A 26,228-nucleotide genomic window follows, 5' to 3' on the forward strand; every position below is an offset into this window, starting at 1 on the left:
AACTGTGGACTTGTGCTTGAGTAGCTAGGTGACGTTTAGTTTTATTGTTATATGCTGTTGTTGTCTCATTCTGTTGATTACCTCAGCAACTGCTTTAGCCGTATCTTTATCTTCAAATTCTAATAAATAAACTGAACAATGTTTTCTAGTAAAGTAGACTCTTCTGGTCCAATGATATTGGAAATTTCTATAATGAACTACTTTGATTTCTTCTAATTCATGTAGCTTCATAGGCTGACTTATCTGTAAGTACTTCGCAAGCCAGAATCTTTGAAGAAAAAAGGCCGGCTTAATAATAATCGTATTCTCTGTAGGATTGAATAGGATCGTTTTATTAATAGTAAATTTACTCCAAATCGTTTGTAAAGACATATATAATCCTATTAACCCTATTTCAAGATTATATGCCCCTCTATCATGCGCATAGATTAATAGGGATGAAAATAGAGCTAAGGCAATACCAAGAAAAATCCACCATTCGTATTTCTCTGTTTTTAAAGTCAAGCACTCCTCTTGCCAGCTTACTTCAATAGATTCTTCTGACTCTGCTATCAAATTAGATAGGCTTTTTAATTGTATATTATTCATCTTCTTTTATAGCACACGACATATGGCTAAAAGCAACTATACTTATGAGTTGCGTTTATTTTCCAATTTATGGAAATAGACGTAATACAGTTTAATCAGAAATCTTATTCTTGTGACAAAGCTATTCGCATGGTGTAAGCTATTATCTCTAATACATATAATAAGCCCTGGATATTTCTCAATAGAATAATTCCTGTTGCCTCCTGGGCAAGGTAAGTTTGCCTGTAGCAGAGCGGCTCATATCCATTATATAAAATCTGAGTCTATAATTACATATCTATGTGCTTGCCATGGCAATTGCTACAAATTAATTCGATCCAATACTGTTTTTATTACCGAATTCAGTGAAATTTGTTATATTTAATGTTGTTTTTGCTACCCATACATGCTTTTTTCAAACAGGCTTACTCCTTTATTTTGCTGTTGGCTATATCTGCTTGCCATCACTGGCTTGAAGGCACATCCCGGCGATCCAAGTAAAGAAGTATTTTTTGAACATATTTCTGTAGATAAAGGGCTTTCCAGCACGTCTGTGTATGCGATTACACAAACATGGGATGGTTTTTTATGGATAGGAACCCAGAATGGACTTAACAGGTACGATGGTTATGGTTTTAAGTCGTTTAACTTTATTCCCGGCAATTCTGCTTCTCTTTCCAATAGCTGGGTAAAAGCCCTGGCGGTAGATAAAGTGGGTAATCTCTGGGTAGCTACCAGTTCAGGTCTTAACCGTTATCACCGGGAAACGGAGAGTTTTACCTCATATTTTCATCATAAACCCCAGAAAAATTCTCTCGCCGACAATAATATCTGGAATTTATTTACGGATAAAGAAGGTACATTATGGGTAGGTACTAATAATGGGCTTAGTAAATATATCCCGGCAAAAGACCATTTTGTTAATTATTATATTCCTTCTCAGCCTGGTCAGCAGGTAAGTAATGCGATTAACGCCATTACTGAAGACAATGATGGAAACTTATGGGTAGGTACCTGGGGGAGCGGAATTTTTAAGTTCAATAAAGAAACCGGCGAATTCCGGAATTTTACAGACATTACTTCTATTCAGGCTGCCGCCGGGCTATATGTAAAAGTGCTTAAATACGACCGCAAGGGTAACCTCTGGATTGGCACGCAGGATACTGGCTTACATACCTATAATCCCACTTCCAGGCAGTATAAAATCTTTAAAAAGCAGGCTGGCGATATAAATTCTATCAGTGATAATGGTATCCTGTCTCTGCTGGAAGATAGCAGAGGCGATCTGTGGTTTGGCACCCATGATGGAGGTATTAACTATTTCCACTCCTCCAATGCAAGTTTTATCCGCTATCAGACTGATTTTTTGAAGCCACAATCTTTTCAGGGGCACTGGGTTCCTTGCTTTTTTGAAGACAATGCCGGTAATATCTGGGTTGGTCACGACAATGGGATCAGTAAATTTAATCCCGGAGGTATGAAGTTTCAGCACTTCAAAAATAACCCTTTTGATGAAAATAGTGTGCCTAACAGTAACATCAGCCTTTTATATGAAGACAATCAGGGAATAATATGGATTGGCACCTGGGGAGCCAGCCTGAGCAAGTATGACCGGCAGAAGGATACATTTACGCACTATAAACATGATCCTGCCAATAAACGATCTATCTCCGATAGGCGCATCTGGGGTATATGCGAAGATGCCGAGAAAAACCTGTGGGTAGCTACCAGTAGTGGCATGGACAGGCTGGATAGAAAAACCGGCACATTTACTCATTTTAATGATATTTATAAAGATAATCCTGCTGCCCAGATCGGCTTCCCGGCATTATCTTCCACAGCTATAGATAATAAAAACAGGTTCTGGATTGGAACCTGGGGCGGAGGAATATATATACACGATCCGCAGAATAAAACTACAACTCATGTTGTGCACAATCCCGATGATAGCAACTCACCATCGAATGACCGCATTAAACATATATTTATAGATAGCCATCAGAATATCTGGGTGTCTACTTCCGAAGGCGGCCTGGATAAAATTGTGATAAAAACGGATGGTAGTTTGAGTTTCCGCCATTTCCGCTATGAGGTTTCCCAGACACAAAGTATAGGCAGTGATAGTCCGCAGATTGTATTTGAAGACAGTAAACAAAGAATATGGGTAGGTACTGAGGGAGGCGGACTGAGTTTTTATAATCCTGGTACAGATGATTTTCAGCGGGTACACATACGGCAGATTTCTTCCATACTGAATAGTGTGTACGGTATTCTGGAAGATGAAGCCGGAAATTTGTGGCTGAGTACCAATAATGGCATCATACATTACAACCCGGTAAGCGGGCATGGCAAAGGGTATGATATCACCGATGGTTTACAGGGCAATACATTTCTCTCTGGCCACTGCCAGACAAAAGATGGAGCTATGCTATTTGGAGGACATAATGGCTTCAATTTGTTCTACCCGCAGCGTATTACCGAAAGCACTTTTAAACCGCCGGTTCTTATCAGCGAACTCAGGATTTTTAATGAAGTTATCGAACCTGGCAGAGCCCACAAAAACACCTATGCCGGTGAAAGTCCGGTGCTATCCAGGCCCTTATATTTGTCGGATGAGATCAATCTTTCCTATAAAGACTATATTTTGTCGTTCAGCTTTACCTGTCTGGATTTTACAGCCCCTCACAAAAATAAGTTCGCCTTCATGATGGAAAACTTTGAGGATGAGTGGAATTTTACAGATGGCAGCAAGCGGTTCGCTACCTATACCAATCTTCCGCCCGGAGAATATATTTTTAAAGTAAAAGGAACCAATAGCGATGGTTTATGGAATCAGGAGCCTGCCGCCGTGAAACTAATTATTACGCCTCCTTTCTGGCAAACCTGGTGGTTCCGTACATTGTTTATCTCTATCATTCTGGTAATTGTCTATTCCCTGCACCGCTTATGGTTGCAGGTGAAATTTGAGAACTTACTGGCCATGGAACGGGTAAAAGCACAAGAAGCGGAAGCCATACGCAAAAGAGTAGCTATGGATTTTCATGACGAAATGGGGAATCAGCTGGCTAGTATTACCGCTATTGTCAATTTGATAAATATCAGGCAGAGTAAAAAGGAATATTATATCGAAGACCTGCTTAGCCGGCTTACCCAGCATGCACAAACCTTGTTTTATGGTACCAAAGACTTTATATGGTCTATCGACCCTAAAAGTGATAAGGCTGAAGTGATTTTGTTGAACATTAAGGATTTTGGCGAAGACCTTTTTGACAGGACTGGCATCTCTTTCCATTTCTCCAAAGACATACAAGATCCTGGCCTTACCTTTCCTTCCGGTGCCAGCCGGCATATTACCCTTATTTGTAAAGAAGTGTTCACCAATATTGTAAAGCATGCCCACTGCCAGACCGTGCAGGTAAGAGCCATAGCAGACGATGACCAGTTGCGGATTTCTATTAAAGATGATGGATGTGGCTTTGATAGGACGCTGCTTAAAAAGAATGGCAACGGGCTTGAAAATATGCGGTCGAGAGCCAGAAAGATCAATGCCGATATCTCTATTGAGTCGCATTTGAACCAGGGCACTGAAATCGTTCTCACTATCCTTATCCCCCGAAAAGGGGAGGACAAAAAGAAGTTAATTTTGGACTTTAGTAATTAACTTACAGAACAATTTTACTTAGCCAAAAAGAGGTTCGATAAAGACATTAGCCTGAGGTATTTTTAATACGGCGCAAAACTAGTTACTTGGTTGCAGAGGGTAGGAATTTTAAGAGATAGAGAGTATAAATGGTGTTTTATATGCCTCATAATCAAATTATTAAAATGATATGAAAGAAGGATTACGGATTATAATTGTAGAAGATAATGTGGTGGTAAAAGAAGCTTTTACCGTTTATATTTCAGATCTAAGCAAGCATACCGTTGTAAATACCTATACAAATTGTGAAGATGCCCTCAGTAACCTGCTCATCGACAGGCCCGATATTATTCTGATGGATGTAGATCTGCCTGGGATGAACGGCATACAGGGTATAAAAGAAGCCCGTAAAGTCCTGCCAACGGTAAATGCGATAGTAATTACAGTACACGACAACAGCGAAGTTGTCTTTGATGCCCTTTGCGCCGGTGCTTCCGGATATATTACTAAAACATCCAGCCACTTCAAAATTCTGGATGCCATTAATGAAGTAGCTTCCGGCGGTGCCCCTATGAGCGGAAATATCGCCAAAATGGTAGTGGAGTCTTTCCGGAAGACCACAGCTACTGAATCTCCCCTAACTAGCAGGGAGACAGAGGTTTTAAACCTGATAGCCAAAGGAAAAAGCTATAAAGACATCGCCGATACCCTATTTGTACACGTAGAAACCGTGAAATCCCACATCAAGAATATTTACTTCAAACTCGAGGTAAACAACAAAGCAGCTGCCATTGAAAAAGGGCTGAAAAATAAATTGATTTAAGCCATTTTTCTAAAATCTTCTTCAAAAATAAATTAAAAAATACCGTTTTTTAGGGATTTACAAGCCCCCTTCCACCTGCTATCTTTGTAGTATTAAAATTTAGCTGGCCTGTAGGGGCTGTTTATCATGTTCGACAAGTTATATCAATCATTCCGCAACTCTGCTAAAACCGGAAATGTATTGATCTTATTTTTTGCCTGCCTGTTGTTTATCGGTATTGTGTTGCCCTGGGCAAATGGAGAATTAAAAAGTGTTTCTAATGGAATGACCGAGGCAGATTTACCTTTCAGCTATTCTACTGAACAGATTTATAAAATATTCAAAGCCTATGGAAGCCAGGGTCGGGAATGGAATACACTCATGCAGATTACCATTTATGCTGTATATCCGCTGATTAACTCTATCCTCATTAGCCTGCTCATTATCAAAGTATATGGAAAGCTGGCGCTGAAAGAAAATTTTATTAAGGTTCTGTTCCTGATACCGGCTGTTGCCTTGCTTGCTGACTATATAGAGAATATGTGCCTGGTGCTGATGCTGGTAAATTATCCTTATAAACTGGAAACAGTAGCCAGACTGGCAAATGTGGGTACACAAGCCAAATGGATTTTTTTACTAACGGGTATAGCCCTGACTATAATTGGTACCATACTATTGCTGATCCGGTATATCCATTTTAAGTTCATTGTAAGGGTATCTCCAGATAAACTAGATAATAACTAAACAAACCTACTACACTACTTTAACTTGTAAACCTAATTCAGTCATGATTACCACTTCACAACTCTGCATGTTACTACTCAATATCTACTTCAATGTATTGGTATTGAGTCCTTTGTGGCAAAGCTATAAGGCGGTGCGTTATAACCAGGTAATTTCTTCTATCGGTTTTGACCTTACGCCTGAGAGCATCAGGCTGGAAGGCGAAATAGATGCTCTTATGCTTGATTATGTAGTTAAACTGAGACAAATCAACAAGATCCAGGATCAGGCACAAGCCCTGGTAGCGGTTCAGCAGGTAAAATTGCAGTTAACCAAACGTGTACAGAAAATAGCGCCTGAATTACAATTATGGAAAAAATCTTTGTCTAAGCAGGAAGCTAAAAATTTCACAGAAAAATTTCTGGTAAAGCCATATTTCAAAGAGATCAATGACCTTACATTTGCCTTCAATTTATCTAACAGAGGGAGTAATCATACAGAACTGGTGAAAGCGTATCAAGGTTTGAATGAGTTTATGCCAGTGTTGTTTAACTAACAGCAGATCACCGAAGGTGAAAATGGTATAAACATTGGGTGTAAATGAGTAAAAAGTAGACAGAAAAAATGCCCAAAACTTTAATAACATCAGATTACCCCTACTGATCAGGTTTGTAACAATGACTTTATCGATTACAGCCTCTTAAAATAAACATATTTCAACGCCATCATCCTGTAAGGCCCATGTAAACCTATCCTCCGCTTCACACAGTTGATTTTTTCCGGAATTATACATGTCACAGCCATATAGATAGAACTGACCCAGAAACTTACAATACTTACCTACCCGTTTTTTACTTACTTCGCCAGATAATAGATTATGTTTATATTTAGTTGCTGTTTCTTTTCGGGGAAGCCAGTAACCAACGTATGATCTATCTATTGCAGCTTTTATTGGTAGTACTGCTCACCTATACAGGAGTTTGTACAGTGTATTTGCTGTTATTTGCGATTGCCGGCCATTTCAAAAAAAAAACTGCATTTCCTACCCAGCCTGCTTCCCAGCCACAAAGCCGCATTGCGGTGCTGATTCCGGCCTACCGTGAAGATGCTGTGATTGTAGAAGTGGCCAGACAAGCCTTAATTCAGTCGTACGACAAAAATTACTTTGAAGTAATTATTATTGCAGATTCTCTTCAGTCGGAAACCTTGCGTCAGCTTCAGACTTATCCGGTACGGGTTATTACTGTCCATTTTCCGGAGTCTACTAAAGCCAAAGCCCTCAATACTGCTTTACATCAATTGCCAGATTATGATATTGCACTGGTATTAGATGCAGATAACATAATGGATTTTTGCTTCCTGGAGAAAATTCACCAGCCTTTTGTTCAGGGCAGCCAGGTAGTACAAGGACACCGGGTGGCTAAAAATACCAATACAGCTGTTGCTGTGCTGGATGCGATCAGTGAGGAAATAAACAACCACATCTTCCGGAAAGGACACCGGAGTATTGGTTTATCGGCTGCATTAATCGGTTCCGGAATGGCTTTTGAATATCGATTGTTTAAGCGATTAATGACCAGTATTCATACCACTGGTGGGTTTGATAAGGAACTGGAATTACTGCTCTTAAAACAAAAGTACACCATTGAATATCTGGAGGATGCGCTTGTGTATGATGAGAAAGTACAGCATACCCAGGCCTTTCGTCAGCAACGCACCCGTTGGATAGCTGCCCAGCTAAAATACCTGAAAAGATACTTTGTGCCTGGATTACAGGCACTGATAGTAAAGGGAAACATTGACTTTTTCGACAAGGTATGTCAGATGACGCTTTTGCCCCGGATTTTACTTATGGGATTTCTGGGAATGATTTGCCTGATTACCGGGATAATCAATACACCATCTTTGCTTATAGCCGGTATCTTACAACTATCAGGTTTGATGATTGCTATGTTATTAGCAACGCCTATGCATTTGCTTACTAAAATTTCGTGGAAAGAAATCTTAAGCCTTCCGGTATTATTTATTCAATTCATACTTTCCTTTACCGGGATCAGGCAGGCCAGAAGCAAATTTATTCATACGGAGCATGGGAAGATGAAGTAAAAAGATAGTATAAAATTGATAATTAAATTTCTACTCAACCTGTATATACTTAAGGTAAACATTATTCAATTTAAAATGTCAGTTCAGCGAAGTTAATTTTACATTTTCTATCAATAAATGGCTTTATTTCATACCCTACAAAGAGCAATTACTGGTTTCCGGCGCTTAGTTACAGCAAAGATGGTGTTTTTCTCCTGTGCAAAAGTAGGGAAAATGGTAACCATGCGGGGATTTGCCAGAGTAGAAGGGGGTGGAAGTATTATCATTGGAGATTATGTAAAAATCTGGTCACACATCGGAAAAACACAGCTATCCGTAGGAAAAGGAGCTTTGCTAAGTATTGGAGATCACACCTTTATTAATACCGGGGTAATTATTTCCGTGAGAAGCAAAGTGAGCATTGGCAAATATTGCCAGATTGCCAACCAGGTAATTATTATGGATAATGACTTTCATGGCGTAGAAAACCGGGATACACCGGAAATTCCTCAACCCATCATCATCGAAGATAATGTCTGGCTGGCTACTAGGTGCATGATTCTGAAAGGTGTTACCATTGGAAAAGGAGCAGTGGTAGCGGCTGGTGCAGTAGTTACCAAAGATGTACCACCATATACCCTGGTGGGCGGTGTTCCTGCCAAAATTATCCGGACTATTCAGCCAGATGTAGTGGCTTAATTGTCGTTGTCAGCAAAAATACTCTCTGGCCTGATTTGCTATACTGCATTGGCTGTCGAACGTATGGCTCCTGAATAATTTTTCTGGGTCTCCATTTTAGCGCTGACCTTGGTTAGGCCTACAAACAGGTTGATCGCCAGTACCATGAGTATTAACATTCTTATAATACTTAAAGTCTCCCATAAATTTGCCCGGTTGGTTAATGAAGCATTTGTTGTTTCTGAAAAAGCGGTGCCGGTAATTGCCATCAGTTCAGGAACAAAGTATATCCCTGTTATAATCAGGATACTCACATAACCGGTTAAGGTAATCAGGATATTTTTTCTTCTGGAGGTTTTCCAAAAAAGAATCAGCGTAGCAATCATGAATAGGAGGGTAACCGGATGTATAGGCATCCAGAAAGCGCCGGCATTCAGTCCGTATGGGCCTTGAAACATGCTCAGGGAAGCAGGCGGAGCCGCACTCCATTGAGGAACCACGGCCAGATGTTCGTAAACGGCTGCTCCGATCACTATAGAAAAAGAAAGGCAAGCGAATGAGTACAGTATGTCTTTAAAGTTCATATATAAAAATGCTAGGTGAGTGGATTTTTTACTTTGTAAAGGTAATTTACCCGGATAGCCAAAAATTGTATGAGCCGGACATTATTCCCTACAAGCAGATATATTCTAAAAAATTAGCAGTAAAAACTCACCTGCCTTGAGAGGTTTAAACCCTAGATAAAAGCGCAAAGCCAGGATTAGGCAAAGTCAGCAGATAGATTGATTTAACAGGCAGGCGCTTTACCTATCAGACTAAAAGTATTTGCAGTTGGCTCTTTGTACTGTGTAAGGTTATAGCTTTCTCCGCTGAAACCTCAAAAATATGTCCCGGCAGTCCACTTGCTACTTTCCTGTATTGTTTAGGGGTTAAACCGGTGAATAACTTGAAAGTTCGCACAAAATGAGACTGGTCATAATAACCGCAGTCATAGGTTATTTGAGTGAGAGATTGATGTGGATGGTGGATTTGATAAAGCGATGACAGGTATTTTCTATAAAGAATAACATCTTCTGTACACATCCCCAGATATTCTACACACAGGCGGCTCAGGTGGCGGGGGGTAATATTATACTTTTCACCGATAGTTTTTGGTGAAAGATGTATAATGTCGGGGTCTGCATGCAGGTGGATGATCCGGTTTTTAGTCTCAAGCCCGGGACAATCTTTTATTTTGCCTTTGAACCATTGTAGTATAATCTCTGCTTGCTCATGGAATGAAGAGGATTCACTCAGTTTCTCTGCTAACCTATCCAATGATTTACAGACCAGAGAGCCTTCCAGAACCTGATCGTTGAATTCTACAGTAGGGATCTTGAAAATATATTTTAATGCAAAAATATTAAACTGTATGCCTATAAAATATTGCCTGCTGATCGACAGGTTGATTGGATTAAGATTGATGCCATTGATAAAATATTTCGGCAGATAAAAAGCATTTTTTTCATCCGTCTTATAACAATGTATTCCTTCTGAAAGATTAAAAATAATTTCTGCCGTTCCCTTAGGAAGGATTTTTTCTGTACGTTTATCCGGTTGAATATCCTTAGTGCTCCAGATTTGCCGGATAAAGATATTTTCAGGGCTTGTTTTTGGATAGTAAATGTTTGCTGTCCGCTCCATTTTTACGATGAGACGTTAATTATCAAAAAGGAAAGCAGTATATGAAGTTTTTGGTATCTACAAATGGCTCTTTATAGATAGATACTTTAAGTGCATCCATTAACGCTTTGATTGTAACAATGCTTACCAAAGCCATAGTAGTATCAACCTCATGTCCTTGAAATCTAATTACCTTTACATATATTCCCTTTCTATGGTTATAGGGAGTGTCTATATGGGCGAGAAAATATTGCGTTCCAAATGCTATCGCTGATTTCCATTCTGTTCCTGATTGCCAACCTTCAAAAAAACTGGTTTCGTATTCAATTTTAATATTAAAAGGCTGAAGATTTATTTCTGCCTCTAATTCAATACCAGCATAAATACCTTTGTTATTTATTTGCTGAGCTATTTTATATTTTCCAAAATTCATAGAATGAATAATTTAGTTAATAAGTAGTACCTCAATCCACATTCCTGATTCTGCCACCAAATCCTCCGCCGGGAGCAAGTTTAATTTCCAGTGTATCTCCTTTCTTTACTTTTTTCTTGATCAACTGGTAATCGGCGGCATAACGGCTGGCATTTACGCCATCTTCGGCAGCGTTGAGTTCGTAGTTGCCTTCATCCAGAAAATCAAGTTTGATGGTAAGCGAACGGCCAGTCCAGTTGGTAAGGCTGCCAATGTACCAGTCAGTACCTTTTTTGCGGAGGGTTATGATGTATTCGCCTATTTTTCCTTCCAGAATCCTGGTTTCGTCCCATACGGTAGGAATATTGCCTAGTAACTCCATAAATTCCGGTTCCTGCAAGCCAGTGGAAGGATTGCCGGAAAAAAACTGCATGGGGCTATCGTATACTACAAACATGGCTAACTGATGGCACCTGGTTCCCTGCGACATCACATAATTACCAATAGGCCGGAAAGTCTCCTTCGTTCCATTTTGCAGTAAACCTGGTTCGTAATCCATTGGTCCGGCAACCATCCGGATAAAAGGCAGCGTAACATTATGAGGTGGCGCAGCCCGATGGCTCCAGATATTATACTCCGAACCCAGTACGCCTTCGCGGGTTAAAGCATGTGGCCAGGTTCGGCTGAATCCTGCCGGTTTAAATGAGCCATGAAACATGAGCATAATTTTATGCCGGGCACAGGCTTCAGCAACCCGGTGATGAAAGTTTACCATTTTCTGATCATCCCGGTCAATAAAATCGGTCATGATAAAATCCACTCCCCATCGGTTAAACTGGCCCAGAGCTGGTTCCAGCTGACGGTCTAAGGTAGCCGCCAATGTCCACATGCTGAGTTTTATTCCCTGGCTTTTGGCATAGGCCGCCAGTTCATCCATATTCAGCGTAGGCGTAATCTTGAACAAATCCATGGCATCCGACCAGCCAGCATCCAGCAGAATACGTTCAAAACCGAATTTTCTGGCGAAATCAATATAATACTTGTAGGTGTCGGTGTTAATGCCAGCTTGAAAAGGAATATTGTACAGGTTGCTTCCAATGATCCATTCCTCAGTACTCTTGCCCGGTTGAATCCACGAAACATCGGTTAAGGGAGTAGGCGAACCCAGCCTGTATACCAGATCATTAGAGGGAAGGTCTGTATCTGCTGATGAAATAATGATCACCCGCCAGGGTAAACTCCGGCTGCCTTTAGTCCGGGCAATATATCCGGCTCTTTTGGTTACGGCCCACTGTTTAAATTCACCTCCCACCATTTTCTCCTCCAGCGGATAAGGGGCAAACTCACCTGTAAAGCCTTTGCCAGCATTATTTTTCACAAACATGCCCGGATAATCAACTAAATCAGATTCGGTCAGTAATACTTTGGCTGAGGTGCTTGTTTCAATTAATAAAGGGGTAAATATCAGGCTTTCGGCAGGAATACTATCCAGGGGTTTAATAGTATAATGTTCTTCAAAGCTGGTATGAAATACATCGGCATCGGTCCGGGGCTGTACCTGTGGATACCATATCATTTTAGTAAGCGAAAAATTAAAAATGGCTGCTTCATTCTTTATCGTAATAGAATCCGGAAAATGCGTAACAATGCGGTATGCTACACCATCGTCATATACCCGGAATAGCAGGCTATAGGGTTGCCGGAAACGGATTTCTACCTGGTTATAGCGGTCTGGAATGATACGTCTTTTTTCGGGAACTACAGGCACAATCTCCGTTCTGACTTCACTTCGGTTGACAGCTCGTATCGCTAAACCTGCCGATAAGCTATTACCATTCTCCAGCTCCAGGTCTATGACAGAACCTTGTAACAAAGCATTCTGCCCGGACAAAACATCGTAGGTGAGTTGTTTATTTTGATGGATGCGTACTTCAATTTTACCGTCTGGCGACTTGACTTTAATTTCTCTGGCAAAAAGGAATACGCTGCTTGTGAGGGTCAAAAGAAAGATAAAAAATAGTTTGCTCATAGCTCAAACTACATAAAAATGCCTACAAACGCCAGGAGTATTAGCGGAATATTTGAGCGTAAAACTGAAGCGGGCCAGTGAATTTTAACTTTCTGGGAAGGTAGGCAATTAGATCCTTTTTTATATCTTTGCCGGCAAAAGCCATGCAAAAAAGACTCATCCTCGACAGCCGTTTGTTAGATATCATGATCAGCAGGCTTTGCCAGCAACTGATAGAAAATCATCATACATTTTCGGAATCAGTAATGCTGGGCCTTCAGCCCCGTGGTATTTTTCTGGCAGAACGGATCAGGCAACGGATAAAAGCCTTGACCAATATAGTGGTACCCCTGGGCTATCTGGATGCTACTTTCTACCGCGATGATTTCCGCAGAAGGGAAACACCGCTGAAACCCAATGCCACCCGTGTTCCTTTTATTATTGAAAATCATAACGTAGTTCTGATAGACGATGTATTGTTTACCGGACGTACTGTACGGGCTGCTTTAGATGCGATGACTGCTTTTGGCCGGCCAAAAAAAGTAGAGTTACTGGTATTGATCGACAGGAAATATAGCCGGGATCTGCCCATTGAACCTAACTATGTGGGCAGGCACGTAAATTCTATTCTGTCGCAACGTATTCTGGTAGAATGGAAAGAGCAGGGTGCAGCAGACGACAACATCTGGCTGATCAATCCATAAAAAAGTCATTAGCGGGTAGTAATTCGTAATTCGTAATTTATTTAAGTATGCAGCAATTAAGTGTAAAACACTTACTGGGAATTAAGGGATTAACAAGGCCGGATATTGAGCTGATTTTTGAAACTGCCGATACCTTTAAAGAAGTATTAAACCGCCCCATCAAAAAAGTACCTTCCTTACGGGATATCACCATTGCCAATGTTTTTTTTGAAAATTCAACCCGCACCAGGCTTTCCTTCGAACTGGCACAAAAAAGATTGTCAGCCGATGTAATCAATTTTTCTTCCTCTTCCAGCTCTGTAAAAAAAGGCGAAACCCTGCTGGATACAGTAAACAATATTCTGGCCATGAAAGTGGATATGATCGTGATGCGGCATTCCAGCCCAGGTTCGCCTCATTTTCTGGCCAAACACATCAGTGCCAATATTGTAAATGCAGGCGATGGCACCCACGAACACCCCACACAGGCGCTGTTGGATGGTTTTTCGATCCGGGAAAAACATGGGGAAGTAGGAGGAAAGAAAGTAGCCATTATTGGAGATATTCTGCATTCGAGAGTAGCGTTATCTAATATTTTTGCCTTGCAGAAACTAGGTGCCCAGGTCATGGTATGCGGACCGGTTACATTACTGCCCAGATACATCCGGGAATTGGGTGTACAGGTAGAACTGGATGTGAGAAAAGCCCTGCAATGGTGCGATGTAGCGAATGTGCTTCGCATTCAACTGGAAAGGCAGCAGATCAAATATTTTCCATCATTAAGGGAATATTCTTTATATTACGGCATTAACAAAGCACTGCTGGATTCTCTGGATAAAGAGATAACGATTATGCATCCCGGCCCGATTAACCGGGGCGTTGAATTGACCAGTGATGCAGCTGATTCGCATCATTCCATTATCCTGAACCAGGTAGAGAATGGTGTGGCAATACGAATGGCAGTTCTTTATTTACTGGCACAAAGCAGGTAATTATATATTTATTATATTGGGAGACAGGCAATCGCCTGAATTAGAAATTTACTTATTTACATGGTGACACCCTTAGCAACCTATAAGATATTTCTTGTAGATGACGACGAAACTTTCCTGATGATACTACGGAGACATCTGGAACTCCAAAAAAAATTTGAAGTACATGTATTTAATTCAGGTGAAGATTGTCTGGAAAAATTAGACCTGCAACCAGATATTATTATTCTGGATTATAACCTGAACCGCTCTGGTAGCCTATTGAATGGCAAACAGGTATTAAGCGAAGTGCTCAAACAAAAAAAACGCCCCAAAATTATCATGCTTAGCGGCCAGGAAGATGGTCAGCTGGTATACGAGCTTGTAAAAATGGGCGTACAGGATTATGTACTAAAAGGAGCTAATGCGCTGGAAGAACTCGATGAACTTATATCAGGGTATATTGCCAGATAAGTATTAAAACAGAATGGCTGCCTCGCTTGCTGCATATAGAAATTTTCTTTTTGAACGTGTAGATAACAGCCCCCTGATCGTATTCCGGATGGTTTTCGGATTACTTATCTTTCTCGAATCTGGCGGAGCTATTCTCACCGGATGGGTGAAAGAAACTTTTATAGACCCAACTATTCATTTTACATTTATTGGTTTTGAATGGCTACGTCCATTGCCAGGTTATGGCATGCATGGCTATTATGCCCTGATGGCCGTTCTAGGTCTGATGGTAATGCTGGGATTGTTTTATCGCTTCAGTATAGTGGGGTTTACTTTGTTGTGGTGGGCTTCTTACCTGATGCAGAAGGACCATTACAACAACCATTATTACCTGCTCATTCTGCTTTGCCTGTTGATGATGGTGGTACCGGCTCATCATTATGCCTCTCTGGATACGAAACGAAATCCCTCTATCCGGCAATTAACTTGCTCCAGGTGGTGTATATGGATATTTATCCTACAGTTCTGGATTGTGTTCACCTATGCGGCTATCGCCAAAATGCAACCAGACTGGATGAATGCATTGCCTGTTGGTTTGTGGTTTTCTTACAAAACAGATTACCCCATTATTGGTCCTTTGCTGGGAACTTCCTGGATCAAATGGGTGGTGGCCTATGGCGGCATTCTCTTCGACTTTCTGGTAATACCTTTACTCATATGGAAGCGTACCAGACTATTAGCTTTGGCAATGGCTATTGTGTTCCACCTGTTCAATTCAGCTGTATTCCAGATTGGCATTTTCCCTTACCTGATGATAGGTGCCAGTGTTTTCTTCTTTCCTGGTGAAACCATTCGCAGGTTGTTTTTGCGAAGAAAACCTGTTGCTGTTAAAGAACCATCTATCCAGCCAATATCTGTTAGCTTTCAGAACGGCCTGATTTTACTATTCAGCGTATATTTCATTCTTCAGATTTTATTGCCCTTGCGGCATCTCTTATATCCGGGCGATGTCAACTGGACGGAAGAAGGCCACCGGATGTCGTGGCGCATGATGCTGCGGTCGAAAGCTGGTTCTATCTCCTTCACTATAAAAGATCCTGCCAGTGACAAAAGCTGGGAAATCAACCCTTCAGAGTATCTGACAGACGAGCAGATCAGTTCCCTTTCTACTCATCCAGATATGGTCTGGCAGTTTGTACAATACCTGAAAAAGAAATATGCTGCTGAGGGCATTCCACAAATTGAAGTATATGCACATAGCCTTGCCAGCCTCAATGGCCGTCCTTTTCAGCCGTTTATAGATGAGAATGTAGATCTGGCAAAAGTAGACTGGGCGCATTTCAGCCCCAGTATATGGATTTTACCTTTACAAACGGAAGATCAGCAAGCGAATAAATAAAAGCAATCAGTTTATTCGTATATTGGATAATGCTAAAGAAGATAAATTTTAAATTGATAATCCTACATACTTTAGCCATATTTCTATTTATACTCTCTTTTAATAATCTGGCCTTTTTGTATGATGTAGACTTAGTGGTGGCTTTTGTAAGAAATGAAGACTTAACATTGCAAGAAGAGGCCTCTAAGCGAATCGCTTATTTTCTTATAGCTAAAAGGATGATTCCCTTTGTAGGATTGATTCTTGGCGTAGGAATATCATTTATATTGGCCAGGAAACAGAGAATTGCTATCTGGAATATTCTCATTATACTAATGCTCTCTTTAGTGCTCTTTGGCGCTAAACTCTATGAAGAGTTCCAAGGGCTTTCTGTGGGACAATATGTTGCTAATGGCCCGGTGCTCACCTTTCTACTTAATGCCTTTGTCTTTTTATGCCTTGGATTTTTTATTTTCTTTAGCAATAATATCTCTTATTTAAAGCTAAGAGAACGATAAAGTGTCACATTCAAGCTATAACTGTTCGACAACCGCTTTATCCTAAACAAAACTTAAATCATAAAAGGCTGGTGTGTGAATGAGTCATACTACCTTTGCTTCATGTTTCAAACACAAACCCTATTACCGATTCTCTACCAGGATGAACACCTGGTGGCCATTAATAAACCCAATGGGCTGCTGGTACACCGTACACGTATTGCTGAGGAAAACAAAGCTTTCGCTTTACAACTCTTACGCAACCAGCTAGGGCAACGGGTATATCCGCTTCATCGCCTGGACCGGCCAACTTCCGGTGTACTGTTATTTGGCTTAAGTAAGGAATCTGCACAGAAGTTGATGCCGCTATTTGAAGAACGGGAAGTGGCAAAAACATATCTGGCAGTTGTACGGGGGTATGTGAAAGAATCGGAATCTATTGAGTATGCGTTGAAAGAAGAAACTTACAAAGAACCCCAGTATGCGCTTACAGAATATAAAAGACTGGCTACAGTTGAAATTCCAGTGCCAGTAGGGCGCTATCAAACGGCCAGGTATTCACTGGTTGAAGCGACACCGCTTACCGGAAGAATGCACCAGATACGCAAGCATTTTGCTCATATCAGCCACTATATTATCGGCGATAAAAAGCATGGCGACTGGCGGCACAACCAGATGTTTGCCGAAAAATTGCACACACCTTTTTTGCTGTTACATGCATATGCTGTCCGCTTTACTCATCCTTTTACTGGAGAACGTATCTGCATAGAAGCGCCGTTACCAGCTCATTTTAGGAGCATTTGCCTTCAGTTTGGGTGGCAGCAAGTACTCGAAGAGGTGAAAATCAGTTATTGACAGTTTTTAGTTTTTCAAACGCATGTTCCTGGGCTGCCTTTACCAGTGCTTTGAAAATACGGCGGTGAATTCTTTTCTGGATCAGGTATTCCGGATGCCATTGTACCCCGATCACAAACTTTTCAGTGACCGACTCAATTGCCTGCACAATCTGGTTAGGTTCTTTGGCGACAATATCGATACCCTGGCCAGGCTTTTGAACGGCCTGATTGTGTAAGGCATTGACACGAGCCCTGGTAGTTTGCAGAATCTGGGCGAGTTTACTTTCTGGTTTTATGGCTACTCTTTTCACCGGAAATATACTGGCCCGGTTAGGTTCTTCATCGTACAAGGTATTAATATCCCGGTAGAGCGTTCCTTTGAAATAAATATTAATTAGCTGTGAACCCCGGCAAATGCCCAGCACCGGAATTTCTCTTTTGATCGCATGGTCCAGCATCGTAAATTCCAGTATATCCCGGTCCCGGTCTAATCCGTGGCCTTTTTTACTAAACCAGACACGTATAAAAAATATAACCGGATATAACAGAAACGTAAAAAAGCGTTTGATCCGGACTAAAAGAGGACGGCGTTTGTTTTTTAGGGTCTGGTTGAGGTAGGTCTGAAGCACATTCTCTTTCTCATACGTTTCCGGGTCCACATCTGCCCCTCCACCAATAATCAGACCTTGTAGCCTCTCGATTGATTTTGGTTTAGATGGCCTGATCCGGATAGGAATGCCACCTGCCATCCGCACTTGTAAAGCAGTAAAAAACCAGGCAGCACCTCCGCCCGAATCAGGACCGGTTACGCCTATCTTTGGCCGAGAAGGGGCTTGTTTGTTATCCATTCGTCCATTTTATTAACCCATAGCTGATCAAACTCTTTCTGTGATTGTTTATCTGCCTGCAAATAAGCTTCACTTAACTCCCTCAATAATTGAGAATCGCTAGCCAGCCATTCTACTTCCACCCAGTGATTCCATTCTTTAGCAATGCTCCATTCCGGATCATCAATTAAACTGTTAGGTAACCGGTAATGGAAAGTTGGCCTGGGTTTTACCTTTCCTAAATTTTCCAGCCGGTCTATTTTTTCGTGATCCAGCCAGGCTAATACCGGATACAGATCCAGCGGACGGTTACGGTCTGAATTATACTGATGGTAATCATTCACAAACTGATCCAGGTCAGGTGCATAGGCCGGAGCAAGTACCAGTTGGGCATATTCTGGTGGAAAAGGGTTGATAAAAGAAGTCAGGCGGCGTGAAAAATCTACATCACATGCTTTCAACAGCCAGGGATACAGAAGCAGAAAAGCCCGTAGGTGAGAAAGAATAGTTGGAATATCTTTTACCGGAAGTTCGGGATTGATATGCATGGCAAAAGCATATAAAATAGATGCTTTGGTGCCTTTGGCCTGGTTATCATATAAAGCCTTGCGCAACGCTTCCGCTTTTTGTAAATGGGTAAAAGGAAGGGTAGGCATTGATATTTCGTAGGGAATTACCTTGGCAACTGCCGATCCTAGTACATTCTCAACAATAGAATCCAGCGTAGTATTTCCGATATTAATCTGTTCCAGATCAATACCAAGTTTGCTGAAGTAATTCTGGTATTTCTTCTCGCTTAACAGGCGTACATCCAGGCTCAGGGAAAAATCACCAACTTCCGTATCTGCTACTTTTTGCGCATATTTATCGGTGGCTTCATAGCGGCCACCGAATAAATCCATAATAATTTTTGCTGTAGTTTCTAAGTCTACATTCGCATACTCAAACTCAAAACCAACGGTGCGGATTTCGCCTTTTTCATTGGTTAGTATGGGCGGTTGTTTAAATTCCATATATTAAAAAATGAATGATCAGGAATTAAACGTGCCCGTTTGGTGATAGGTTATGGATTAGTCATTGGTAATTATTCATTAGTCAACAGTGGCCAGATCGTTCTTTAAATTTGTAGCATAAACGTGACCAATAATAGAATATACCAGGCAATTCTTATTTAAAAACCATCTGCCAATGACCGTTGACTAATGGCCACTTAACTAATGATCATAATTCCGGCAGCAAACCGTCCAGCCTGATTGGCAGATTTGCGGGCAGAAAAAAAATCCTGGCTTTGCTGATAGGTACAGATACCGGCAACTTCTACGGCTTGTTCCGGTACCTGCAACTGCTGTAATTGCCTGCGGTTGGCTTCCCATAAGTTCAGATATCCTTTCCCTTGTGCATCTTCCTTGTCGACTAAGCCTTTGGTATGGCCAAAAGCCTGCTGTACGGCTTCTATTACTTCACTGCCTACCTGGTATTTCTCCGGACTGATGGAAGGACCAATGCCAGCCACCAGGTTTTCTGGTCTGGTGCCAAAAGCTTGTTGCATGGCTTCTATTGTTCTGGTAAGAATTTTACTGACGGTTCCTTTCCATCCGGCATGCACCGCACCCACCGATTGGGTTACGGGATCATAGAGCAGAATGGGCACACAATCTGCTGACATCACACAGATGCAGATGCCGGGTGTATTGGTAATCAGGGCATCAGTTTCGGTAAGTGTATCCGGATTGGTGCTGGCTGTAACGAGCTGCACCCTATCGCTGTGGGTTTGTGCCGGAAATACCAGGCGGCTAGGTTCTATATCTAAAGCCTGGGCAAGTCGTCTGCGGTTTTCAATTACGTTTTCTCTGGAATCGCTTGCCCGGAAACTGAGATTAAATGTGCCTACTTCATTTAAACTCACCCCCCCATGCCGGCCGGAAACAAAATGTTTAATATTGGGATAAGGTAAAAGTTGTTCAAATTGCCAGAGTGGTACGTTTGCAAAAGATTGCTGGTGCATAAAAAGAAATTAAATGTGATTCAGGGAATAAAAATAAGCCATTTAGATGAAAAAAGTGAAAACAATGATTATTGAATAGCGAAGGAATAAAAAGTTCTGAAACTATTTTACAAATGCTCAGGCAGTTTGCTGAGTTTCTTTCTTTGTTAAAGAAATTAATATACCGCTGCTGATAATTAAGCCAATCCCAATCATAGCGCTTATACCTGGCAATGAATCGCCTAGTAAAACACCTAGTAGAATAGAAAATACGATATTGCTATAGCCGATACCAGATACTATACCGGCTTTTTCTTCGCCGTACGCTTTTGTAAGAAAAACCTGCCCGGTCAGTGAAGTAATTCCTAACAAAATAATCCATAGCCAATCCTGGACATGAGGAATGGCAAACGGGGAAACAATAAAATCATAGGATGAAGGTTCGAAAAGAAAGCTCAGCCCGAAGGAGAAAACAGGCAGGATGATTCCGGACACCATAAAAGAAAGTACCACTGCTCTGGTATCATATATTTTTTTAAGTTCCCGGATGGAAAGGTAAGCGAAAGCCGTTCCGATTCCGCAAAATAATCCAATAATATTACTCTCCACATCCATAGAAGCATCCGGCCGGAATATGCAAAGAATGCCGAGAAAGCCTATAACTATGGAAAGCCAGCCATATATATTCAACTTTTCCTTGAGCAGAATATAGGAGAATAAGGCAATAAAAATAGGAGAGGTCTGCGAGTAGGTAACCGCTTCGCCTAATGAAATGTGGGTAATGTTATAGAAAAAGGCATATAAAGCCAGGGTGCCGATTACACCTCTGAATACCAGTAATAAAGGTTTGCCACCGGTTTGGTGCAAGGGTCTTTTTAGTAGCGTAATTCCTATAAAAATGACTCCGAATATATTCCGGAAAAATACCAGTTGAATGGCACTGAAACTATTGCCTAACAGCTTGGTAATGGCTCCCATTAATGCAAAAGAAAAAGCAGAAATCAGCATAAAATAAATTCCGGTATACTTTCTTTGGCTTTCTGCTTCTGACATTATTTTTCAAATTCTGTTAAGAAGGTTATTTACCTGAACTTACAGCAAAGTCTAGTACTATTCCTGCTTAATGCTTTTGTGTGTAGGCTGAACCTGCGCCTGACTGATATAGAGCGCAAATTTCATTTCTTCGTCAACCGCAGACAAGGCAACACGAGATTCTCCGATCAGCAGCAGACTGGCATAAAAAAGCAAAGCTATTCCAGCAATGCCGAAAGCAAGGGGTATCCAGGTATAAGAAAGGCCTAATACCGCCACAATCGCAATGGCTACGCTGGTGGCAACAAATATACTTAAGGTGATATATAAACAGGTCATGGCATACTGTAGAAAACGTGCCCGTTTGGCTGCCCGGTTTAACTGTGCAAAAAGCACTCTCCGTTCTTCGGTCAGTAATTGATCGTCCTGATTTCCGGCCTGTTTTTGAGCATGTTCCCTGAGTTCACTGGTAAGTTTTCGTGCCCGTTCAATTACTCTGCCGAGGCGCTGCGAAGTAGCTAGTATGAGAGAGCCGCTTGCCAGAATTAACACTGCCGGCGTAATCATGGCAGATAGTACCGTTAAGGAAGTAGAAAGATCATTCATGCAGGTTAAATTTTCTGACCGAAATGGTGGATAAAGGTATCAATTTATTCAATTTTTATTCTCTGTCTGGTTCTGTTTATAGTTAGTACAGTCTTTTTGGAAATTGCCTAATAACAGCTTTACTTTTCTGCGCAACAGATGGTTTTTATTCAGTAAATAACCAGGGTTTACATTACCCTTTGATTATAAACTTAGCTCCTGTTTTTCCGTAGGTGAAAAGCATACAACAAAATAATAATTTATGGAAAATAACAGCAAAGAACTGGAAGGCAAAGTTGCTTTTATTACCGGAGCAGGTTCAGGTATTGGAAAGGCAGCTGCCTTGCTGTTTGCCCGGCAAGGTGCTTCAATTGCTGCCCTTGGCCATACCGAAGATGAACTCAGAGAAACGGTAGATCAGGTAAAGGAAAATGGAGGAGAAGCCATACTGCTTCTGGGCGATATATCTCAGGCCGCTGATATGGAAAATGCCATTGGTGAAGCTGTACAAAAACTGGGAAGACTGGATATCGTGTTTGCCAATGCCGGAATAAATGGCGTGTGGGCGCCTATTGAAGAATTAGCTCCCGAAGAATGGGATAAAACCATAAACATCAACCTACGAGGCACTTTCCTGACGGTAAAATATGCTATTCCACACCTCAAAAAGCAAGGTGGGTCTATCATCATTACATCTTCTGTGAATGGAACCAGAATTTTTAGCAATACCGGAGCTACGGCTTATTCCTGTACAAAAGCGGCACAAGTAGCTTTTACACAGATGGCAGCCCTTGAACTGGCTAAACACCGTATCCGGGTAAATGTGATCTGTCCGGGAGCCATTGAAACTTCTATTGATGATAATACCAACAAACGGGATCTGGCTTCAGAAAAAGAACCGGTAGAGTTTCCGGAAGGAAAAATTCCCTTAACAGATGGCAAACCTGGCAAAAGTGAACAGGTGGCTCAACTGGCTTTGTTTCTTGCTTCCGACCGTTCCAGTCATATAACCGGCACTCCTATCTGGATTGATGGCGCTGAATCTTTGCTGATGGGATAATAGGTACTCGTAGTTGGATATTTGTTGATAGTTATTAGCAAGGTTTATAAAACATTATATCGCCTTACAAAATATCGGTTGGCAGCAAAATACTAACAACTAATAACGAACAACCAACAACTAATTAAGCACCTGCGCCTGCTACACTAGCCCCAACACTTTTAACCGTTTCTTTTTTCACATCAAACAAATAAAATGGGTTTTCATACCCTGCCTTTGTTAAGATAGGTTTGGCTACATTAAAAACTTTTACACCAGCAGAGGTTACACCTTCAAGTGTTCCCACATGGGCATGTCCATGAAAGGCGGCCAGAACCTGTCGCCGGTTAATGGGCTCTGCCAGCCTGGATGAACCTAAAAAGGGAAATATTTCTTCAGGCTCGCCTATTACGGTTGCTTTAATAGGAGCATAATGGGTAAGCACAATCTTTTTCATATCGGCATATTCTGTATCCAGGTGTGCAAGGGCTCTATCTAAGCGGAGGGCATCATCTACGGCTTCCTGTACAAAAGCTTTCATCGCATTTTCCCCAAACATGGATAGCATATGTTTATCAAACCCTCCGCCAAATCCTTTTACACCAGCAAAGCCAATACCGCCAATTACTACAAACTCCCCATCCAGCATATGTACACCTTGTTTCTCAAGCAACTTTTTAATAGCTTTCTGATGATCCCGCTCGTAATCATGGTTACCCAGTACACCCACCACCGGAATGGAACAGGATTTTAATTCTTCTGCCAGTACTTCCGCCTCATTCATGTGTCCGGTATCCGTCAGGTCGCCGCAGAGCAGCAATACATCTGCCTTTTCAGAAACAGTTTTAAAATAAGAGTGCCATTTTCCCTGGTCATTTTCCCGGACATGTATGTCGCCAACGGCTGCAATTCTTGAAATGGTGAGCTGTTTTTCCATAGTGCATATAAAAAATAGGTCTGTCAATGCGGATGTATGGCACTTACAATAATTGTTTGTGCGGCATCTACTCGTTTTTACCTGTAACGGAATTTTGCTGTTTTGGCTGCAAATACCGCTATGTTTTATCACAAAGCTGCCAGAATCAGACGGTACGCATGGTGATTACTTTATATTCCCATTCCCTGATGTCAGTTTCGTACTGTGTCTGATCGATAATAGGACCTAAGCACACTTTTTCAATGGGTAAAGGCAATTCATATTGTTCTCTGGCTTTCTCCATTAAAGTATCAAAAAGCCATCTGGGAATAATATCCCGTTCGGATGGATACACAAACTGAAAACTCAGTACCTGTGCCAGCAATAAATGCCAGTGCTGCTCCAGCCTCGACCAGATTCTTTTCCAGTCTAACTGATGGCCATATCTGAGTATAATGTGATTAACGTCGGCACCATCGTAGCGCTCCCGGTTCTGTACATATATTTTACACCACAATAGTTCTTCTGCGGGAATAAACCGGATAGGAATTCCATATACTTCTCCTTCCACTGCGTGGTCAAACCAGCTGTCGTCTACTGTACAAATGTTGTTTACAGTGTTGAAAATGAGATCAATGTATTTGGCATCTTTATAAACCTTAGCCAGCCAGCGTATATCAGTAATTTCGGTTACAAAGCCATGTTCAGCAAATAGTTTCAGCATGCGGGGATATTCGCCAGCCTTACAGAACAAATCCAGGTCTTTGGTATCCCGGAAAATGCCTGTATAGCGGCGCAAAGCGAATCCTCCTCCTACCAGAAACGAAAAGTTATTGTCAGCCAGCAGTTGCAAGGCATTCCGGTAAAATTCGTGAGCAATTTTGGTTTGTTCGTCAGCTTCTATCATAAAGTGATTTCCTCTCAAAGTGTAGGCATATACTCTATTTTAGAATATTTGTTGCAAAAATAAGAGGGAAGTCTATGGAAGTAATTTATGGGTCGAAAGTCATTGATTATTTGTGCATAGCTCACCATCCAACAACTACATCGGGGAAGAAATAGGAGGGATACCCTGTAGAATAAAATTGAGCTTTGTATAAGCTACCTAAGCATGATCAGGCTTGCAGGCCGGGGATTTCCATAAAGGCATAACAAATCATGTGGCAAATTCCCATATGGGCATCTTCCACCCGGCCATAGTGGGTAGAATCGATTACAATTGTATGATTAGCTAATTGGGCAAGCTGGCCTTTTTTGGCTCCAACCAGGGCTACTGTATACACTCCGTTTGCTTTTGCCCATTCGATGGCTTTTACTAAATTGGGCGAATTGCCGCTTACACTCATCACCATGGCCAGATCGCCTGGTTTGGCATAGTTCATCAATTGCCGCACAAATACATCCTCATAGGCATAATCGTTTCCCAGTGCCGTAATCCAGCTCATATTGTCGTTTAAAGAAAGGCAGCGGAAACGCTTGTTGGTTTTGTCAGAAGAACCTTTGCCCAAGTCGGTCATAAAATGGGAAGCATTAGCTGCGCTTCCTCCATTGCCGAATACAAAAATCTGCCGGTCATCCTGCAAGGCTTTCCTGAATGTTTCAATGAGTTTGGTAACTTCCTGTACAGGAATAGAATCCAGGGCATCTTTCTGGGCTTGTATATAGGTGGCTAGGTATTCGTTCATATGTATATTTAATCAAGCAGGTTAATTTAAGTACAAAGATTAAAGTAATAAATAATGCTTCAAAGTTTAGTTGATATCGATAAAGGGCTTAGGTTGTTAAATGGTCGTTGCTAATACTATAAATTATCCAATATTAATTGTATGAAGTAATACTAAAAATAGAATCATCTCTTGTACATTTCATTTATCCATTCAGTGAACTCTTTCACTCGTTCAGTGCCATTTGCTTGAATATTCTGATCTCTGATTACGTCATAGTATTCAAGTTCGTGAATCAGTATGGGTAAATCTGTTAATTGAGAATGATGAGTTTCTTTTACTATTCTGATGAGGATGTCGATAAATTGTTTAGTTATCTTCTCTCCCTTTTCCATACAAACATCAAAATCCTCATCTTCTTCTTTATCAGAATAATATAACTTGTTTTCAACAATCCATTTTTTAATTAATCTTCTTCCTATTTTGTCATCTTCTGTGCCAATTAATTCAATCTCATTTTGTAACCAAAATGCATAATTCCATTTTGCTTCCTGCTCATTTGATGCATTAATTATTTGCTCGTTGAAATTTGTTGTAGTATTATATCCAATGGTTAATGTAGGTCTTCTTGGATCATCTTCGTCATCATAGACAAAAAACGAGAAGACGTAAATATCTTTTAATTCAGTTTGGGACAAATGCTTGTAAGCTGAAAACCACTTCTTTTTTATATATTCTTTTAGTTCTTCCATTTGAATAAACTTAACAAAGGATCAAATCTATTTA

Annotated in this window: 26 protein-coding genes and 1 pseudogene; 13 read left to right on the top strand and 14 right to left on the bottom strand. The window is 41.1% G+C overall.

The genetic code is table 11. The features are described 5' to 3' along the window. Positions 1–24: 24 nt before the first annotated feature. Positions 25–588 carry a hypothetical protein gene (locus GXP67_RS23525; RefSeq protein ID WP_162445378.1) on the bottom strand — a complete coding sequence of 188 codons (564 nt, stop codon included), beginning with the start codon at positions 586–588 and terminating at the stop codon, positions 25–27. 385 nt (positions 589–973) lie between these two features. Here GXP67_RS23525 and GXP67_RS23530 point away from each other — a divergent pair, with 385 nt between their 5' ends. The 6 genes and pseudogenes from GXP67_RS23530 to GXP67_RS38345 all read left to right on the top strand — a co-directional run. After that, positions 974–4,228: a sensor histidine kinase gene (locus GXP67_RS23530; RefSeq protein WP_162445379.1), complete on the top strand. Its 3,255-nt coding sequence runs from the start codon at positions 974–976 to the stop codon at positions 4,226–4,228. Between the two features lie 169 nt (positions 4,229–4,397). Beyond that, on the top strand, positions 4,398–5,030 hold the full coding sequence (locus GXP67_RS23535) for a response regulator transcription factor (RefSeq protein WP_162445380.1): 633 nt from the start codon (positions 4,398–4,400) through the stop codon (positions 5,028–5,030). 126 nt (positions 5,031–5,156) lie between these two features. Then, a complete protein-coding gene (locus GXP67_RS23540; RefSeq protein WP_162445381.1) occupies positions 5,157–5,753 on the top strand; it encodes a hypothetical protein in 597 nt (198 codons plus the stop codon). 43 nt (positions 5,754–5,796) lie between these two features. Then, positions 5,797–6,288, top strand: a complete 492-nt coding sequence (locus tag GXP67_RS23545) for a hypothetical protein (RefSeq protein WP_162445382.1) — start codon at positions 5,797–5,799, stop codon at positions 6,286–6,288. A gap of 371 nt (positions 6,289–6,659) precedes the next feature. Further along, positions 6,660–7,838, top strand: a complete 1,179-nt coding sequence (locus GXP67_RS23550) for a glycosyltransferase family 2 protein (RefSeq protein ID WP_162445383.1) — start codon at positions 6,660–6,662, stop codon at positions 7,836–7,838. A 537-nt stretch (positions 7,839–8,375) separates the two neighbouring features. Continuing rightward, a pseudogene (locus GXP67_RS38345) lies at positions 8,376–8,489 on the top strand (acyltransferase); the annotation flags it as partial. Positions 8,490–8,554: 65 nt separating this feature from the next. Here GXP67_RS38345 and GXP67_RS23560 read toward each other — a convergent pair. From GXP67_RS23560 to GXP67_RS23575, 4 genes are all read right to left on the bottom strand, one after another. Beyond that, a complete protein-coding gene (locus GXP67_RS23560) occupies positions 8,555–9,079 on the bottom strand; it encodes a hypothetical protein (RefSeq protein ID WP_162445384.1) in 525 nt (174 codons plus the stop codon). Between the two features lie 226 nt (positions 9,080–9,305). Next, positions 9,306–10,178: a helix-turn-helix domain-containing protein gene (locus GXP67_RS23565; RefSeq protein ID WP_162445385.1), complete on the bottom strand. Its 873-nt coding sequence runs from the start codon at positions 10,176–10,178 to the stop codon at positions 9,306–9,308. A gap of 22 nt (positions 10,179–10,200) precedes the next feature. Next, positions 10,201–10,590, bottom strand: coding sequence for a hypothetical protein (locus GXP67_RS23570; protein WP_162445386.1), 390 nt, complete (start codon positions 10,588–10,590; stop codon positions 10,201–10,203). A 31-nt stretch (positions 10,591–10,621) separates the two neighbouring features. Next, positions 10,622–12,598 (bottom strand): glycoside hydrolase family 97 protein, encoded by a 1,977-nt coding sequence (locus GXP67_RS23575; RefSeq protein ID WP_162445387.1) that lies wholly within the window; start codon positions 12,596–12,598, stop codon positions 10,622–10,624. 143 nt (positions 12,599–12,741) lie between these two features. Here GXP67_RS23575 and pyrR point away from each other — a divergent pair, with 143 nt between their 5' ends. The 6 genes from pyrR to GXP67_RS23605 all read left to right on the top strand — a co-directional run bounded on the left by pyrR (position 12,742) and on the right by GXP67_RS23605 (position 17,414). Beyond that, complete coding sequence (gene pyrR, locus GXP67_RS23580) at positions 12,742–13,281, top strand: bifunctional pyr operon transcriptional regulator/uracil phosphoribosyltransferase PyrR (protein ID WP_162445388.1); 540 nt, start codon at positions 12,742–12,744, stop codon at positions 13,279–13,281. Between the two features lie 47 nt (positions 13,282–13,328). Beyond that, complete coding sequence (locus GXP67_RS23585) at positions 13,329–14,252, top strand: aspartate carbamoyltransferase catalytic subunit (protein WP_162445389.1); 924 nt, start codon at positions 13,329–13,331, stop codon at positions 14,250–14,252. A gap of 60 nt (positions 14,253–14,312) precedes the next feature. Continuing rightward, the gene (locus tag GXP67_RS23590) at positions 14,313–14,705 is read left to right on the top strand and encodes a response regulator (protein WP_162445390.1); all 393 of its coding nucleotides are present in this window, start codon (positions 14,313–14,315) and stop codon (positions 14,703–14,705) included. A 13-nt stretch (positions 14,706–14,718) separates the two neighbouring features. Beyond that, the gene (locus GXP67_RS23595; RefSeq protein ID WP_162445391.1) at positions 14,719–16,083 is read left to right on the top strand and encodes an HTTM domain-containing protein; all 1,365 of its coding nucleotides are present in this window, start codon (positions 14,719–14,721) and stop codon (positions 16,081–16,083) included. Positions 16,084–16,199: 116 nt separating this feature from the next. Beyond that, positions 16,200–16,580, top strand: coding sequence for a hypothetical protein (locus tag GXP67_RS23600; RefSeq protein WP_162445392.1), 381 nt, complete (start codon positions 16,200–16,202; stop codon positions 16,578–16,580). A gap of 102 nt (positions 16,581–16,682) precedes the next feature. Further along, positions 16,683–17,414, top strand: a complete 732-nt coding sequence (locus GXP67_RS23605) for a pseudouridine synthase (protein ID WP_162445393.1) — start codon at positions 16,683–16,685, stop codon at positions 17,412–17,414. On the opposite strand, the gene GXP67_RS23610 is transcribed toward GXP67_RS23605, so the two are convergent. The 5 genes from GXP67_RS23610 to GXP67_RS23630 form a co-directional block, all read right to left on the bottom strand. After that, entirely contained in the window at positions 17,404–18,243 is an 840-nt protein-coding gene (locus tag GXP67_RS23610) for a gamma-glutamyl-gamma-aminobutyrate hydrolase family protein (protein WP_162445394.1), read from the bottom strand. The genes GXP67_RS23605 and GXP67_RS23610 overlap by 11 nt on opposite strands. Further along, positions 18,207–19,235 carry an amidoligase family protein gene (locus tag GXP67_RS23615; protein ID WP_162445395.1) on the bottom strand — a complete coding sequence of 343 codons (1,029 nt, stop codon included), beginning with the start codon at positions 19,233–19,235 and terminating at the stop codon, positions 18,207–18,209. The genes GXP67_RS23610 and GXP67_RS23615 overlap by 37 nt, the downstream gene beginning before the upstream one ends. 197 nt (positions 19,236–19,432) lie before the next feature. After that, positions 19,433–20,227 carry a peptidoglycan editing factor PgeF gene (gene pgeF, locus GXP67_RS23620; protein WP_162445396.1) on the bottom strand — a complete coding sequence of 265 codons (795 nt, stop codon included), beginning with the start codon at positions 20,225–20,227 and terminating at the stop codon, positions 19,433–19,435. Between the two features lie 117 nt (positions 20,228–20,344). Beyond that, positions 20,345–21,259: a DMT family transporter gene (locus GXP67_RS23625; protein ID WP_162445397.1), complete on the bottom strand. Its 915-nt coding sequence runs from the start codon at positions 21,257–21,259 to the stop codon at positions 20,345–20,347. A gap of 57 nt (positions 21,260–21,316) precedes the next feature. Continuing rightward, entirely contained in the window at positions 21,317–21,844 is a 528-nt protein-coding gene (locus GXP67_RS23630; RefSeq protein ID WP_162445398.1) for a DUF2721 domain-containing protein, read from the bottom strand. A gap of 241 nt (positions 21,845–22,085) precedes the next feature. On the opposite strand from GXP67_RS23630, the gene GXP67_RS23635 reads away from it, so the two are divergent. After that, the gene (locus tag GXP67_RS23635; RefSeq protein WP_162445399.1) at positions 22,086–22,883 is read left to right on the top strand and encodes an SDR family oxidoreductase; all 798 of its coding nucleotides are present in this window, start codon (positions 22,086–22,088) and stop codon (positions 22,881–22,883) included. 124 nt (positions 22,884–23,007) lie between these two features. Here GXP67_RS23635 and GXP67_RS23640 read toward each other — a convergent pair whose 3' ends face one another. The 4 genes from GXP67_RS23640 to GXP67_RS23655 form a co-directional block, all read right to left on the bottom strand. Next, the gene (locus tag GXP67_RS23640) at positions 23,008–23,799 is read right to left on the bottom strand and encodes a metallophosphoesterase family protein (protein ID WP_162445400.1); all 792 of its coding nucleotides are present in this window, start codon (positions 23,797–23,799) and stop codon (positions 23,008–23,010) included. Between the two features lie 145 nt (positions 23,800–23,944). After that, positions 23,945–24,685: a nucleotidyltransferase gene (locus tag GXP67_RS23645; RefSeq protein ID WP_162445401.1), complete on the bottom strand. Its 741-nt coding sequence runs from the start codon at positions 24,683–24,685 to the stop codon at positions 23,945–23,947. 208 nt (positions 24,686–24,893) lie between these two features. After that, positions 24,894–25,463, bottom strand: a complete 570-nt coding sequence (locus GXP67_RS23650) for a D-sedoheptulose-7-phosphate isomerase (RefSeq protein ID WP_162445402.1) — start codon at positions 25,461–25,463, stop codon at positions 24,894–24,896. 164 nt (positions 25,464–25,627) lie between these two features. Then, positions 25,628–26,194, bottom strand: a complete 567-nt coding sequence (locus tag GXP67_RS23655) for a hypothetical protein (protein WP_162445403.1) — start codon at positions 26,192–26,194, stop codon at positions 25,628–25,630. Positions 26,195–26,228 lie beyond the last annotated feature (34 nt).

It is taken from the genome of Rhodocytophaga rosea, assembly GCF_010119975.1.
Taxonomy (GTDB): Bacteria; Bacteroidota; Bacteroidia; order Cytophagales; family 172606-1; genus Rhodocytophaga; species Rhodocytophaga rosea.